We start from the raw sequence: 16,852 nt of genomic DNA on the forward strand, positions 1-16,852 counted from the left end.
TCGTAGAATTTACGATACTATTTTTGTATATAATGTATATGATTCTATTATATTTATTTGTCGCCTTATCTTTCTTTGTTTAAATTAGTCATTCAATTATCTTTTCTACCATATCCCTTTATTTGAAAATAAGCTTTATTGCTCTTTGCTCCATCTCCAAAACATTACCCGGTATTGAAATACCAATATCTGTATGCTAAACTATATACCAATGATATAATTTCAGTAATAGATGGAGGTTTTTATGGATAAAAATGTAACAATTGTTGAGATAGCAGAAGAGAGTGGGGTCTCTATCGCTACCGTCTCCAGAGTTTTAAACGGCACTGTTCCCGTCTCGCCAAAAACCAAAGCCAGGGTGGAAGCGGTCATAAAGAAATACCACTATTCTCCCAATACATTGGCACAGGGACTCATTCTCCGTCAGACAAAGACTCTGGGCGTTATCGTTCCTGATATTACTAATCCGTATTTCTCCACGTTGTTCAGCGAAATTGAACGTTCTGCACATCAGTCAAACTATTCTGTTATACTCTGCAATACTTCCTTTTCCGCTGCCTCCTATGCGGATGGGGAACGGGAAAAAGAAGATAAATATTTTCAGATGATTCTGGATAAGAAGGTAGATGGGGTTATTATTGCCGGCGGGCAGATCGATTTATGTGAAATCAGTGAAGATTACAGAGACGCACTGAGACGTCTGGCGTCTTCCATACCGGTAATCGTAATTGGAAGATCCCTCCCCGGGATTCCCTGTACCTTTATAAATAAGGAAAATGATAAAGGCTTATCTATTGCAATTCGCTATCTTGCTTCACTTGGACACCGGCGTATTGGATTTGTTGGCGGAGAACGCGGTGTACATATCACGGAATCCAGACTCAACGTATATCACGAGACAGTCCGGACACTGGGTCTGGATGATGACCCATCCCTTATATCCACTTCTAACTACTATATGTCTGATGGATATAATGCAGCCAGGCAGCTACTTGATAAGGCTCCCACAGTAACCGCTATACTTGCAATGAATGATAATGTATCCATAGGGGCACTGCGGGCTGCTGCCGATTGCAGTATTACCATCCCAAATGATATGGCCCTGATCAGCTGTGACCAGTTTTATGACGGCAATTTTCTGACACCGCGCCTGACAAGCCTGAACCGGCACAATGAACGGCTGGGAAGATATGTAATTTCTTTATTGCTCAGTCTTATACAGAACACTGCACCTCCCAAAGAGCCTGACTTTTCTCCTGAACTGGTGATTCGGGAAAGCAGCGGCAAGCGAATTAAATAAAAACAGCCATACTCAGAAAGTTAAAATCCTTCTTAGTATGGCTGCTTTTTAAGCCTCTTTTTGTAAATATCCAGTTTATTATTTCCGCTTTATATTCCTTTATTATTATTTCCGTTTACCATATTATACATACCTACGCTCTGTATCGCCTTTTCATACTTACGCAGATCTGCATTCCATCCTGAATAGGCAGAGTCATCCCGCCTGTCCGGCAAAAAATAGTTTTCCTTCAGATATTTACCCAGATAAGCCGTCACCTTCCTGGCGCCGTTATAGTTCATGTGATCTCCTTTGTCTCTGGTATCGGATACCCAGTCAACCTTATACTCTTTCCCCGGCTTATTCAGATCCAGAAATGGAATCTCATTTTGTTCTGCATATTCCGCTACTGAATTATGCCTCTTATAATTCCATGAATTTGCAGAAGGGATTTCCACAAACAGAAGTTTAATCCCCTTTTCTTTGCACATAGAAACAATCTTATCCAGATAAAATCGAGGTATCCCGTCTATTTTTGTCTTTTTCTTTCTCTTACGCATGTAGCGTTTGCCAAGATAAGGATCTACACGGTCTGTATACCGGAAACCTTTCCAGAAATTATCAAACGTATACTTCACTTTTCCCGTGAAATCTTCCGGTTTTAAAATTTTCCATCGGTTATGATATTGAAACACCGGAAATTGATCTGCCAGCCCTGCAAAAATCACTTTTTCCCGTTCTTTTGCCGGCGTTCCATTCTGAAAAATTTCATCCGTTTCAAATATAACCACCTTGGGGGACTGGTACTTCAGTATTGATTTCAGCAGATAATACGCCTCATACACACGCTGTCCTGGTTCTCCGCAGACATAAGATGCAAGCCCATAGTCCTTCCACAGCTGCATAGGTGTATACGCTGCATAAATATCACTGTTGCCTATTGCTATTACATCCAGGGAATTTTCCCGTTCCGTATATACTGCGCGTGTCTCCGGTTCTTTAATTCCGCTGGCAGGGGTATTATCCTTTGGCTTCAAAACCTGGGATGCGCCGGTGAGAAGTACCAGGGCGATTCCCAGAAATACAGCCAATTTCAACAGGAAAAGAAATCCACTTTTCAGTATCGTCCGTTTATTGAAGTTCATTTTGTTTCCTCCTGCTGCTATTTCTCTTTAGATTTATGGCATGGTTTTTAAGCAGACTCAAAACTGAGCATAGATAAAGTCAACCGGCGAATAGCCCATTCCGTAAGCCCCCAAGAGCAGGACCGAAAAGGCGGCTGCATAGTAAATGGCAAACCGGACTGCAATATGCCTGTTGGAAATCCACTCTCTTAGATTTAGTCCCATTTCCTGGGCAAAGCTTACAGCAAATACCACTATAATCCCAAAACCCACTGCCGCATAGTCCATCTTATCCATTCCCAGATTCAATAAAACACCTTCTCTGAGAGGTGCCAGGGAAAATCCCCCAAACATGGAGAACAGCATTTTGATTCCCACTTTCAGACTCACCGCCCGAAAAAACAGCATACCGATATTGACTAAAAAAAAGGTTCTTAAAATCTGCCAAAATTGAAATCCCCAGCTTTTACGGTTTAGATGAAGACTTTTGCAAATCTTCTCAAACAGAGGCTCAGCCAGCATCCCCAGCATAATAATCATAAAATAATACATGCCGTAAAAAACGTATTTCCAACTGGCACCATGCCATAATCCATTGCAGAGCCACACCGGAAACAGGGCACAGGCAGAAGGCAGCAGCTTAGCCAGATGCGTGGAAAGATGATTCCTGCCCCATTTGCCCAGATGCATTACCCGTTTGGATAAGGATACCGAATAAAATATATAATCCCGGAACCAGGCTCCAAGTGTAATATGCCAGCGCCTCCAGAACTCGGATACATTTCTGGAAAAAAACGGTCTTTCAAAATTCTCGGGCAGACTAACGCCAAAGAGCTGCGCGCTTCCGGTTACCATATCCATACAACCGGAGAATTCACAATAGATTTGAATCGTATAGCACAAAACTGCCGTCGCAACTGTAATTCCGGTATAATCCGGGTATGCGGTAAAGACGGTGTTTACCAGCAGATTTAAGCGGTCCGCAATCACAATTTTCTTAAATAGCCCCCATACAATGCGCTGTGCACCAAATGATATGTTTTTCGGTTGAAAGGAATGCCCCTTTAAAAGTTCATCCGACATTTGATCGTAGCGCACAATAGGCCCTTCCACAATTTGTCCAAAAAAGCTTAGAAACAGTGCCAGATGACCCAGGTTTTTATCCGCTCTGTATTTGCCACGGTATACATCAATGATATATCCGATTGCCGACAGGGTATAAAAGGAAATCCCAAGGGGAAGCAAAAGTCTCAGCTCCTTCATTTGGCTGCTTATATGTAAACCCTGTAAAAGATGATTGACATTTAATGCAAAGAAGTTATAGTATTTTAAAAATGCCAGAATCCCCAGGTTGAACAAAATTGCACACGCTGCTGCCAGGCGTTTCCTTTTCTTTAACTGCAGGCGCAAAACCGCCTGTTCTGCCAAAGGAGCATCCGCCATACGGTCCCGGTACTCGTCCTGCATAGTGGTCAGAATCATGCCTGTACCATATACAACAATCGTAGACAGCATTAAAAATCCCATTAGTTTTGCACTGGACAGAAAGTAAAACAAGTAACTGGCTGCCAGCAAAGCAATCCATCTGACTTTTTTGGGAAGGATATAATAAATGATGCCGGTGCCTGTCAGAAACAGCAGTACATATGTATAGGTATTATAAGCCATACAATCCCCTCGCTATATCCGGGCTGGCTGATGGTCTAAAATAAACGCATAAATGGAGGTAGCAGAGCGGAAATTATCAGGGGTGATATCTACCGGGGTAATATCGATCTGGTAGATGTCACTGATTTCCGACACCAGCTGAATCATTTCAAATGAGTCCAAAATATGGTCCTCAATCAGATTATTCTCTTTGCTGAAATCTACTCCGGGTTTTATCTTTTCCAGTATTTTTAATATTTCATCCATTGCATATGCCTCCTAATTTTTTATAATTTCTCTGCAGCCACTTCCGGTCTATTTTTCCATTTGTGTTTACCGGCATCTTCTCTGTCATAATATAAAGCCCGGGGCACATATAGGCTGGCACTTTGTTTTTGATTTTTTTTATAATAGTTTTCTGATCCACATTTTTTCCTTTATAGACCAATACTATCTTTTTCTCATTTTCATCATAAACACATACACAATAATCTATATCTTCCAGAGAACCTGCAGCCGCCTCTATCTCACCCAGTTCAATCCGGCAGCCCATATGTTTAATCTGAAAATCTTTGCGGGATACATACATCAGTTCTCCCAGTTCATTATACTTAACAATATCACCGGTTTTATAAATCAGTTCCGGATACCTGTCATTACATGGGTTCTGGACAAACACTCTGTTTGTTTTTTCCGGGCTGCGGTAATATCCCTTAGCCAGAAACGGTCCCCTGACACAAAGTTCTCCTTCTTCACCGTAAGGAACCCTTTCTCCTTCTTCATTCAGGATCAGTATATCGCAGTTATTGCATGCCTTTCCAATCGGAAGTACTTCCTCGTCATCAAAATCCCGGTCCACAATATAATAGGTGCAGATATCGGTTATTTCCGTTGGTCCATACAAGTTTGCATAAAATATATCCGGCATGTGTGATCTCCAGATATTCAATTGCTTCATAGGCATAACTTCTCCCGCAAAGAGCACCTTTTTCAAGTCCGGCAGCTGCATATAGTCCAATGCCTTCCAGTTAGCCACCAGGCAGAGCGCAGAGGGAACCCAGTAAATGGTATTTACCTTTCTGTCTCTTAAATACTCCAGCAGCTGCATCGGAAATGAAAAGAGCTTCCGGGGAATAATCTGCATGGAAGCCCCGCTTCTTATGGTACTGAAAATATCCAGCACCGACATACTAAAATAAAAAGGCGTCTGGCTGCCAAAAACAGTGTCGCAGTTTATCCTGAAAGTTTCAGTTACCCAATCTGTATAGGCAATCACGCTGGCATGATTTACAACCACACCTTTTGGTTCACCGGTAGACCCTGAGGTATAGAGCACATACAGCGGATCCGTCTCGATCATAGCCCTTCTGATATCTTTTAACAGCCAGCTGCTTATTTCCTGCTCCACTGCTGTCTCATAGATTAGAACCGCTCCCTCAGGAAAAAGTTCTCTGGCAGCTTCCTCATGCTCTTTGTCCGTTAATATGGCAAAAGGCTCCAGGTTCTCCAATATGGACTTTAGTCTGTCTTTTGGCATCTGAATATCAATCATGGTATAAAAATTCCCGCTATACACAACTCCCAGAAGTGCCTCCATACTCTTAACGCTTCTGTCCAGATAAATTGCGACAGGTGCATTTCGAAGGTGGGAGTTGCCAAGGCAGCTCCCTATTCTCCTTGCATGATCTTTTAATTCGCAATAAGAGATACTCACATCTTCATCTGCAAAAACTTCTTTCGCGGAAAATTTCTCCACAGACTCTTCAAAAAGCTGTAATATGTTTTTTTCTCTCACAAGTAATTCTCCTACTTCGCCAATTCATTGTTTTGCGTATTTTCGGTTCCGCCCTCTGTCTGCGTCTCCGCTTGTCCGGACTCTTTGCTCTCCGACATTCCGCTCTCTTCGGACCCGCTTTGCATTTTATTTGTCTGCCTTTTATTAGACTTTATTTTATTCCGCTGATTCCCGCTGGTCTGCTTTTTCTCTGACTGATTGCCGCTGGTCTGCTTTTTCTCCGACTGGTTGCCGCCTGTCTTATTTTCAATTGCCTGCGTCTCCTTTTGCCTGGACCCACTTTCTCTGATCACCGCTGAAGATTCCGTTTTGGGGGTATTTTCTGTTGACTGGGGATTAGAGCCACAAGCCGTCATGGTAATGGATAATGCTCCCAACACTGCAATTGTTGTTCCTTTTATAAGTATTTTTTTCATATAGTTGTCCTCACTTTCCTGCGCATATCCAGAGCATGCCTGGATTAATTGTTTGTATCTACAGTATTTATCATATCACCTAAATCTTAACCAATCCTTAAAGGAACATGATGAAATCTAAACGACAATTTTAAATTCTAATTTGATCCGGTACAATTCCTGAGTTTCCTCCACCTGACAGCTCCCTTCCATCTTGTCCATCATCCCCTTAATATTTCGGATGCCGATCCCGGTGCTCTCTACTTTTTCCGACTTTTTTAATTTGTGGTTTACAAATAAAATAGATACCTGTTCTTCCCCATAAATTGTAGAGATCACAATATCTTCATTGGAATCCGCATATTTGATTATGTTAGATACAATATTATTCATCACCCTGAGAACGTAATCCACGGAGACCTCAACTTTAACTTCACGAAATTCGATGTTCTGGTTCACCTGGAATCCACGTTTCTGCAATGATAATACAAGTTCCGACATAATATCGTAAAATATATCCTTAAAAGACTGGGGATCCATAAGTTCGATTTCTTCTTCCCTCAGAATCAGGAAAAATTCAAACATATTATCTGAAAGACTCTTGATCTGGTTTGCCTTTTGATCAATCTTATCTATGTAATCTTCCATCTGATCCGCACCATGATACTTCTTACTTTTTAATATCTGTGTGTAGAGCAGGAGGGTTGTAAGCGGTGTCCGAAGGTCATGGGACATCTCCGTAACCAGATCTTTATTTGCTTTTGTCAATTTTTCATCCCGGTCCACGCGAAGCTTAAAGGATTTTCTCATTTCATCCAGCCCTCTGGCTAAAGCAGAGAGCTCGTCATTTCCTTTTAATGTAATCGGACAATCCAGCTGCCCTCCTTCCAGGATCTCCACCTCCTGCTCCAGAATGCCAATATAATCAATTGTCCTTTTAATCCCAGCCATCACAATACCGATAAAAACCAGGCAGGAAAGAAGAATTTCTGCTATCATCGCATAGTTAAAAACCCGGTAATCATAAAAACCGTCCAGAAAAACATCCGCCTGCGCATCTGCAAATTTCATAGGATAATATGCCTGCCACCCAAAGTATTCCGTTTCCACATCATTTTCGGCTATGATATCATTATTCGGATAATACGAGTCGTAGATCAGCACAGAATCCTTATAAATGCTGATATGTACAATATCCTGATCCCTGACCCATTTTGTTATCTTATCCGTATCTGTTGTAGAAATATGATTCTTCTGCACGTAATCCTGAAATTTCTGGGCATACTTTGACTCGGTCTTTTCCACATAATCTGAAGTTTCAAAATAATTGTTCAGTTTTGCTTCCACTCCCTTATGCAGAAAATAATACAGACCACCGCTTATTAAAAATGCAATCACCATAATCCGCACAAGCTTTCTTCTCAGACCGCTTTTTTGAAGTTTTCTCTTTTTATCCAAACCGATACCCCCTGCCCCAAACTGTACGAATGCACTTCGGCTCCTGCGGATTGTCTTCAATCTTCAGCCGCAGCTTACGGATATGAACCATGACCGTTCCATTTGAAACATAAAAATATGGTTCATTCCAGACGCTTTCGTAAATGTTCTGTATTGTAAAGATTCTCTTTGGATGTTTCATCAGCAGAAGTAATATTTTATATTCAATATCGGTTAAAGCCAGCTCTTTATCCCCTTTACAAACCTCATTATAAGATTCATTAATCCGGATCCCCATTCCATTAACATAGCGGTCTTCCGTTCCCTCCTCTTCTTTTCCCTTATAAACGCAGTATCTTCTCACCAGTGCCTTCACCCTTGCCAAAAGCTCGGAATAAGAAAACGGCTTGGATAAATAGTCATCTCCCCCAGCCATCAGTCCCATTAACTTATCTGAATCCTGGGACTTGGCAGTCAGAAAAAGAACCGGCACATTAGACACTTTCCGGATCTCCTCACAGGTTCGAAAGCCTGAGATCCCGGGCATCATAACATCCAGAATAACCAGGTCCGTATCGCTGTCCAGGAGTTTAAGCCCTTCACTTCCATTCTCAGCCTCTGTCACCGCGTATTCTTCACCTTCCAAAAGAATCCTGACACCTTCTCTTATCTCTGCATTGTCTTCAATCATTAATATATTCATTGCTGTACCTCCCGGAATTTTTATTTAGAAAACCCATAATTTCTTCAATTGATGATAGAAATTATGGGTCTCATTATAATTTATGATATATCTATAATATTAGTTTTTTTATTCTGTTCTCACTGACACACATTTATATCACAATTAGACATATTCTCAGTATAACAGCTTTTGAGAAATAAACATTTAGCCGGGATGAATTTCTTTTTAATATTCTCTTAATTAAAGCTTGTGCTCAGGTATGGTTTTAGCACTAATTCGTTATTCGCATATAGGCTCACAGAATTCAGGCTCATTCATCAGACCGAACGGCGGAAGTACCGTAAGCGCCGACCAGTCATCTCCTGCGGCAAATACGGGAGTAGATGCAATTTCAATACAAATGCGGTTTCTGCCCTCCTTAAACGGAATTTCCAGATAATAGGGCGGTCCTATTCTTCTGCCCGACACTACTCCATTTACAAAAATCTCCACGCCGTTTAGAGTATCCGTTATCCTCAGGCACTCCCTCTTGTCCTTAACAAAATACACCTCTGTCTCGTATCGCAGATATCCGTTGAACTTATTCTTTGCTGCCCAGTCTGTCAAATCCTGAAAAACCTGATCCCCATAATACAATTCTTTGAAATTAGCATCATTATCTATATTTGCATACGATAGTTTCCATGGGCCCCCTAATTTTCTGCCTGACTGCTCATATGGAACATAATAAGGCAGAATATCTTTTTCTTTTTTTAATATGTAAACCGCCGCTTCACCCGGTTCCAGCTGCAGTCTCGCCTTAATAATGCCATTTCGCTGTTTAGATGGAATTCTATACAGCTGATTTTCAAATGCATGGTAACGGTAACAATACTGCAATTGATTGGTTTCTAAATTTATTTCTACTTCAGTATCTATTGTATCCCCTGTGCTCTCATTAAAACAATACAGTGCCGTTCCCCCATCATATTGATACCGGTACGTTCTTAAATCAGGTAAGCTTGCAGCCGTGCGGACGGAAAAACCTATCTTATTTTCTATTGCAGATGCCAGATTGGACAACGATACAACCTCCGATCCCAATAGCGGGGTTCTAATCTCCCGCTCCTGTCCTTCGCAAATCCCTTCAGGCAGACCATCTATAAAGTAAACAGGAATCTCCGATTTCAATAGGGAAATGACCATATCCACTGCCTGTGCAGGCAAATACTGGCTAAAAGGGATTACCAAAGCTTTATAACTCTGAGGTCCGATCTGAAAAGCCCGGTCTTTTGCCATTATACTTGTCTTTAACAGCGCATCTGCACTGATAATATCACAATCAATCTGATTTTCCAGCAATACCCGGACCGGCTTCTGAAACAGCATTGCTTCTCCCGCCCATTCCGCATCCGCATGATATAAAACCGCAGCCTGGGATATGTATCTGCCTTCTGAAAACAAGTGGGACAAACGATTCATATAATTCATCAAATCTCCAAAATAACGGTATTGGGGTTGTCTTCCACCCGCATAAAAATGAGGCGGGCAGTCTGAATCCGGAAAACTTTTGGGTGAAAATGCATGTGGCACAAAGTGATTAATTCCCCTGCTCAGCATATGGTCAGCCAGCCATTTCATCAAAGTAATTCCCTCCTGCCAGCCAAAAGCGCCAAAGATTTCACACATAGCATTCCCGTTTTTATTCTCATCAATATGTGCCAGGGAACTCCCCATTTTTCCAAGGCCGTAATGAAAAAACTCCCCATCACGGTCTGATGCAACCCACTGGTGAACCGTCTGATTCATTCCAGGCATCACCTGAAGCAGTACCACATCAATTCCAGACATACCCATCTGGGACAGACTTCGAAAATAATGTCCGGTACTGCAGCCAAGCCTTCCATGGGAATTATCGTCCTCAATGATATGCCCCACATGCATGACCCCATGCGCTTTACACCACTGCCCTATCTGATCAGAAAACGATATCTTTAGCTGAGTGGTAACTTCATCCATATATTCATACCTGACGTGTCCGGTAATTTCTCCGCAGCTGTACCAGAGAACAGGCAGATTACGTGTGAAATTATCTCCCCATCTGTCTTCCAGGCGTTTTTCCAGTTCCTCACTCCATGGTATAAATTTCATATCCTTACCAAGCCGAGCCTGGAAATCGTATCCGGGCAGGTTTGCAAATTCCGGCTCATCGGAAAAGAATCCGGTAAACGTCTTTCCGAAATCATCTCCATAGCGATCAAAATGAGGCTGATAAACACGGTCTATCAGAAGTTTCACTGACTGAGAATTAATAATGTTAAAATAGTCCAATTTCCCATCCCCCTGATGGGTGGTATAAAATACAAAAATCCTCCACAATCCATCCGGTACATCAAACCGCAGCCATCCGTTTTTAACCTGTCCGGTAAGATCTATCCACGATTCCGGCTCTATGTCGGTACTGTCGCTGCTGATTCGTTTACATGCCGTTACCCGTACCAGTCTGCTGTCGGGTCTTAGCACCGGCTGAATTAACATGGAACCATTTGCAAGGGGTCCTGATGTGTCGGTACACCATACCGTCAGAAATTCATTTGCCAGTTCATGGTTTCCTTTTGTAAAGATTCCATTGGCATGGCCGGTGGGGAACCGGTCATCATCCAAAAGCCAGACCTTCATGCCATGGGCTCTGGTATAGTCCATAACCACATCCATGTCTTCCCACCACTGTTCTCCTCCAAAGTCCGGATGCGGCCTGGCTTCTATACATACCGCTCCTATATTCGCTTCTCTGATTCTGTCCAGCTCCCGGATAAGAATTTTATGCGGCTCTCCATGCATCCAGAGAAATGGATAAATGTAATTTCCTTCTTTGTGATTCCGGATTTGATCTAATCTGTCCATAATTCCACCTCCACTATTGTCCAAAGCTTTTTCTAATGCCCTATATCAGGCTGCATTCCTAACTTAGTCCATGCAGCATTTTTCATAAATTGCGGTTCCATAAGGCGGCAGTTTTCCGGACTGGGATTCGCCGCACCAAACAAAAGGTATCCATTTTGCTGATACCTGTATGGTCTGATATAGATCCGTATGGTTCAAGACAAATAAATAATCTTTTTTTCTGCCGTTCCGCACCGTCATTTCTACTCCATCCGGTGAGCATCCGGCTGATTCCAGACCACACTCTTTTATGATTCTGTCCACAACTTTACTCATAATTATGTCATCTGGCTCCGTTGCAGTATAATATGCTTTTCCTTTACCAAAGGAATTTACCGTAATCGCCGGAGTATCCCGGTAAAACTCACTCCGGTAAAATGCCAGAGGCTCTGCCCCTTTTGTTTCCAGCACGTCGCACCACTTTTTTGCATGCCCCCATGTCTTGTCCAAAATCCATTCTATATCCACCGACATACCGAGCAGGCAATCATACTCCAATACCGTAATTCCCAGAACATCCGCCAGTCTGCCCGGGAGTGCCTGTGTCCCCTCGCATACACTGTTCCGGTTTTTCACCCCGGTACGCATTGTTAAAACCAGATGCCCTCCATTTTTTACATAAGCTCTGAACTTTTCTTCCAGCATTGAATCCATCAGCAGCTGCAAGGGAGCAATTACAACCTTATAATCTTCCAGCTTCTCTTTCTCGCTGATAAAGTCCAGAGGTACGTTTTTTCGGTAAAAGGCATTATAATATTTCTTAATCTGGTCTATATAATTAAGTTCTGGATGATGGGGCTGAATCTGAAAAGCCCAATCCTGTTCATAAGAAAATAAAATTGCTGCTTTCGGTTTTACGGTAACAGCACTGATATCTTTCATCACCGGAATCAGGCCCCGGATCGTCTCCTGAATCTCAAAATATCTTCTTTCCGGAACTCCGTTGTGGGGCAGTATCCCATGCCAGTACTGCTCGGCACCAAACAAGCAGGTGCGCCATCTGAAATATACAATCGTATCGGCCCCATGTGCTACACAATGGCTGGTCCAAAGCTTCAGCTGCCCGGGTCTAGGCATCCTTCCAACCAATTGTCCCCCGGTAGGACCGGATTCCAGTTCCATCATCCAGAAGTTTTTCTTTTTAACGCTTCTTATAAAGTCCAGACACGCAGAAATCTCAAAGTCAGGCTGGCCTGGCGGATCAAAATAATAACCCGTGGGATATTGGTCATTTGAGGCAAAATCCAGTTCTTCTGCCAGTTCAAAATAATCCGTCTTATCATAAAACCCCATAAGATTATGTGTAACCTGGTGATGTGGGCAAATTTTTTTTATGATGTTTACCTGAAAGTTTTGAAAATCAACTACCAGATGTGAACAAAAACGCTTCCAATCCAGCAGAAGCGACGGGCTGTGCACCGTAGGCGTTGCCCTGGGCACCGGAATCTGTCCAAAATTGCTGTAATCCTGACTCCAGAATGCAGTGCCCCATTCCTGGTTCAACCGCTGTACAGATCCGTACTTATCCTCAAGAAATCTGTGAAAGGCCTCCTTACAGGAATCACACATACAAAGCTTCTCATGACTATTACCCAGTTCATTATCAATCTGCCAGCCAATTATATTAGTGTTATTCTTATAGTGCTCTGCCATTGCCGTTACCAGCCGTCTGATGTGTTCCCGGTATACCGGGCTGCTCTGACAGTCATGATGCCGTCCTCCGAATCCTTTCACTTCACCTGCTTCATCTACCGGCAATATCTGCGGGTCATCCTCTATAATCCAGGCAGGCGGTGCCGCGGTAGGTGTCCCGATTACGCTTTTTATTCCATACTCTGCCAACAGGTTTACCGCATCATCCAGCCATTCAAAATGGAATTCTCCCTTTTCAGGCTCAAACTTTGCCCAGGAAAATTCCCCCATACGCACTGCCTGTATCCCCAGCTTCTTCATCAGTACTGCATCCGTCTCCAAGCGTTCCTTAGGCCAGTGCTCAGGGTAATAATCAACACCAAAATAAACAGACATCCTATATCTCCTCTCTTTTGTACAGCATTATATATATAATCACACAGCTCTTTAAGCGCTTTTTTGAATTGCTTTTAAACAGCCGAAGGTCTACACTTTGTGAAGAACCTGCTGCTTATCCACATGATCTCTGTATTGTCGGGGACTTATCCCCACTGACTCCTTAAATATCCTGCTAAAATAGGATACATCATGATACCCGATCATCTCTGCAATATCCTTTAAACGGTAATCAGAGCTTTGGAGCAATTCTTTCGCTTTGTTCATGCGAAGATTTGTAACAAGCCTGTTCGGGGATATCTTCTTGATTGCCGTAAACTGATTTGCTACATAGGTAGCATTATAACCATATTTAGAAGCAAATTCTTCCACGGTCAGACCCTGGGCATACTGTGTACAAATATATTCATACAACAGCTCCACAACATCCTCAAGTGTCTTATTCTGCATTGACTTTCTTGCCTTCTCGCCAATTTTTTCTATTAATGACTTCATACTATCCTGCAATCCCTCATAGGATAATGTTCCCCCTATAATAGCTTCCACTTCATATAGGAGCTGTTCCATTGTATAGTCCTGCTGCAGCCCCGGATAATTCCGGTAAATTTCCGACATAAAATATTTCATGCTGAATTCACAGTTAATCTGGGTAATTTTATTTTTCTTCCACTGCCTGCAAAGCTGCTCAAAACATTGTATAATGCCTTTAAAATCATCTTTTTCCAGCAGTGATGACAAACGGTTTTTTTCCTGATTTCCAATGGCAATATATGCTTCCGGCAATACCTCTTCACCCATAATGGTCATATGGCTTCTTCCAATCAGCGCCTGGTTGCTCATGCAGAAACGAATATCACGATACTTCTTTCCAAGCTCTTTTGTATCAGTAAATGCTTCACTCAGTACAATATTTACAGGCATCTCAAGGAGCTTTTCATACCCCGACAACTGGTTGACAAGATGTTTTACCGGTACGATACTATCATCTTTTGATGCCAGAAAGACCAGCTTCTCATTTCCTGCCTTAGAATCAAAGATGTAGTATCTCCAGTCCTTATCCGCCTTTCCTTTCAGCTTTTCCCGAATGAACCCGGAATTCCATATTTCACTCGGTGGCCGGATAAAGGTTTCTGAACGCATGGAAAATGCCCCAACACATACCAGCAGGAGATAGCAGCAGTTATAATCTTTAAAACCTTTTTCTAAAACGGTCCTATCATACATACCGTTAAAGATAGCATTTTGCAATTCCTCACAAAGTTCTTTTTGTTTTCTCTTTTCAATTTTTTCAGATAGTCTTTTCAAGGTTTCCTGCAGTTCACACTGCACCGGGGGTTTGAGAATATAGCTGTCCACTCCGAATCGGATCGCCTCTTTGGCATAAGCAAATTCACTGAATCCGCTTAACACCACATACTCTATACCCTCGTATCTTTTTTGCGCTTCTTCTATCAGCTCCAACCCATTCATAACCGGCATCCGGATATCGGTGACCAAAATATCCGGCTGATCTATTTCCATTCCTGCCAGTGCCTGCTCTCCGTTTCGGTAACATCCTCTGACCTCCATATCCAGTTCCAGGTTCTCTATCATGCGTACAATTCCCGCAAGAATTGCCGGTTCATCTTCTACCACTATAACTTTCATCATCTGTGTAATTCTCTCCATCATCCTTTGGATTATATAAACTACTATCCGTAACATTTCTTCCTGCAGGCAGCGATCCAAACCGAGGGGCTTTCACTGACTTTGCAATTACCACACAGGAACCTCCCATGAAACCACTTCCTACCCTTAATGTTATTTCTCCGCCGGAGTAAATAAAAAGTCTGGCATAAGTATTATTCAGCGCCAATCCTCCTATCTGCATATCAGGAATCTTATTTCCGCTTTTAATTCTCTCCTCGATCTCCTGAAACTGCCTATTCAGTTCCTGTACTGACTCCGCCGTAAACCCTGCCCCATTATCATCAACGGAGATTTCCCATCCGTTCATTGTTATAGCGCCTTTTACCCGAATACGATATACCGGTTTATCTAAATTCACAAAACTATGCTGAAAACAATTTTCCACCACCGGCTGCAATACAAACTTGGGAATCTCAACCTGTTCCATTTCCTCATCCAGTTCAATCTGATATTCCAGAATGTCCAGATAGCGGTATTTCATTAATTGCAGATATGTTTTTGCATGTTCAAACTCTAAGCACACCGCAACGGTATCCTGTCCGGTCTGAGTAGTATATTGAAGCATTCTGGTCAGCGCAGCACACATATCCATTATCTCAGGTGCGTTTTTCTCATAGCCTATCATTCCGATTACCGACAGTATATTATGAATAAAATGAGGATTAATCTGTGCCTGAAGGACATCGTAATTTGCCTTTATTTCCCGGGTATGTGCTTCTATTAACTCATCCCTTGAACGTTTAATCCCTTCAAACATTTTTTCAAAAGCATTTGCTAGCAGCTTAATTTCATCATTCGAACTGTCAGCTTTAAAATCCAATGAAAGACTTAAGTAATCCATATGATCTATATAATTACGCAGTTCCCGAATTGGTTTATTAAGATTATAAGAAATAATATAAACAATAAATATAATAAAACATAATACAATCATTCCTAACACAACGATTGTTCTAACTGTATCATAGACAGGTTTCATATATTCTGAAGTTCTTGCCAGCATGAAAATTTTCATTTCATAGTTATTCAGGAACTGGCTGCTCATGGTGTATGCTGTATTGTCAAATGAAATATCACCGGGCTGTCCCTCACCTGCCCTTTTTTCCCGGGATAAATTTTCCAGTCCTTGTAAGGGCGCATCCTCTGTTGCATAAAATAATTCATTATTATGAAGGACAATTACCTGCATCTCATTTTCCTGCAGTTTTACCTTAAAAATGTCATCCAGCAGTTTCTTTTCATACTGTACATCTACCAGTCCATACCGTTCAAATTCATCCTGAATTACTCTGACAAATGAAAACACTTCATTCTGTGTACGTCCATACTCATCCCTGCCCACAGGAACAATTAATTTGCTCTGACGATTCTCCATCATATATTTTATCCAGTGTATTTCCCGGATACGACTTTTTTCCGGCATCTGTTCCGGATAAATATTAAGGCTTAGAAGATCAAAATTTGCAGACAGAACGTCAAAGCTTTTATGTTCAAACCGCATTCCGCTCACACCGGCTATTTCCCGCTGTATCTTCCTTTTTTCCTCAGGGCGTTTCTGAAAATAGTTGGCCTTATCACTCTCCCGGTTTACCATTTCCAGTATTTCATGGACCGTTTCATTGGCAGCTATTCCCAGCGTAATATCACTCATATCATTTAAAATACTTTCAAACTGGGAAGCGGCTTTTACCGACAGCTGTTCAATGGTGCTGTCGGTAATTCCTTTCATATTTTTTGTTTGCGCAAAACCATATATGACAATGAATACCACAAAAATTGTAATGACCAGTGCAGTGTAAATAAACAACGTTTTTTTCCGGTAACTTATTTTCTGAAACAAACGGCTTCCTC

At 42.0% G+C, this 16,852-nt stretch carries 12 protein-coding genes; 1 reads left to right on the forward strand and 11 read right to left on the reverse strand.

Translation table 11 applies throughout. The features are described from left to right. Positions 1–244: 244 nt before the first annotated feature. Positions 245–1,300 (forward strand): LacI family DNA-binding transcriptional regulator, encoded by a 1,056-nt coding sequence (locus tag QR40_RS19295; RefSeq protein WP_044296417.1) that lies wholly within the window; start codon positions 245–247, stop codon positions 1,298–1,300. Between the two features lie 89 nt (positions 1,301–1,389). Here the strand turns inward: QR40_RS19295 and QR40_RS19300 are convergent, their stop codons facing one another. From QR40_RS19300 to QR40_RS19350, 11 genes are all read right to left on the reverse strand, one after another. Beyond that, the gene (locus QR40_RS19300) at positions 1,390–2,424 is read right to left on the reverse strand and encodes a hypothetical protein (protein ID WP_044296418.1); all 1,035 of its coding nucleotides are present in this window, start codon (positions 2,422–2,424) and stop codon (positions 1,390–1,392) included. Between the two features lie 57 nt (positions 2,425–2,481). Then, positions 2,482–4,071 carry an MBOAT family O-acyltransferase gene (locus QR40_RS19305; protein WP_044296419.1) on the reverse strand — a complete coding sequence of 530 codons (1,590 nt, stop codon included), beginning with the start codon at positions 4,069–4,071 and terminating at the stop codon, positions 2,482–2,484. 12 nt (positions 4,072–4,083) lie between these two features. Further along, complete coding sequence (locus QR40_RS19310; RefSeq protein WP_027295228.1) at positions 4,084–4,317, reverse strand: acyl carrier protein; 234 nt, start codon at positions 4,315–4,317, stop codon at positions 4,084–4,086. After that, a complete protein-coding gene (locus QR40_RS19315; protein ID WP_044296420.1) occupies positions 4,310–5,845 on the reverse strand; it encodes an amino acid adenylation domain-containing protein in 1,536 nt (511 codons plus the stop codon). The genes QR40_RS19310 and QR40_RS19315 overlap by 8 nt, the downstream gene beginning before the upstream one ends. 11 nt (positions 5,846–5,856) lie before the next feature. Continuing rightward, positions 5,857–6,261, reverse strand: a complete 405-nt coding sequence (locus tag QR40_RS19320) for a hypothetical protein (RefSeq protein ID WP_044296421.1) — start codon at positions 6,259–6,261, stop codon at positions 5,857–5,859. 117 nt (positions 6,262–6,378) lie between these two features. Next, positions 6,379–7,698: a histidine kinase dimerization/phospho-acceptor domain-containing protein gene (locus QR40_RS19325; protein WP_052430947.1), complete on the reverse strand. Its 1,320-nt coding sequence runs from the start codon at positions 7,696–7,698 to the stop codon at positions 6,379–6,381. Then, positions 7,691–8,380, reverse strand: a complete 690-nt coding sequence (locus tag QR40_RS19330) for a response regulator transcription factor (RefSeq protein WP_027295232.1) — start codon at positions 8,378–8,380, stop codon at positions 7,691–7,693. Before QR40_RS19330 ends, QR40_RS19325 begins: the two co-directional genes overlap by 8 nt. 261 nt (positions 8,381–8,641) lie before the next feature. Further along, entirely contained in the window at positions 8,642–11,245 is a 2,604-nt protein-coding gene (locus tag QR40_RS19335) for a glycosyl hydrolase (RefSeq protein WP_044296422.1), read from the reverse strand. Positions 11,246–11,308: 63 nt separating this feature from the next. After that, the gene (locus tag QR40_RS19340; protein WP_044296423.1) at positions 11,309–13,312 is read right to left on the reverse strand and encodes a beta-galactosidase; all 2,004 of its coding nucleotides are present in this window, start codon (positions 13,310–13,312) and stop codon (positions 11,309–11,311) included. 90 nt (positions 13,313–13,402) lie between these two features. Then, entirely contained in the window at positions 13,403–14,983 is a 1,581-nt protein-coding gene (locus tag QR40_RS19345) for a response regulator (RefSeq protein WP_160295848.1), read from the reverse strand. Beyond that, positions 14,934–16,841: a sensor histidine kinase gene (locus tag QR40_RS19350; protein WP_044296425.1), complete on the reverse strand. Its 1,908-nt coding sequence runs from the start codon at positions 16,839–16,841 to the stop codon at positions 14,934–14,936. The genes QR40_RS19345 and QR40_RS19350 overlap by 50 nt, the downstream gene beginning before the upstream one ends. Between the last annotated feature and the right edge of the window lie 11 nt (positions 16,842–16,852).

This window comes from Robinsoniella peoriensis (assembly GCF_000797495.1).
GTDB classification, from domain to species: domain Bacteria; phylum Bacillota; class Clostridia; order Lachnospirales; family Lachnospiraceae; genus Robinsoniella; species Robinsoniella peoriensis.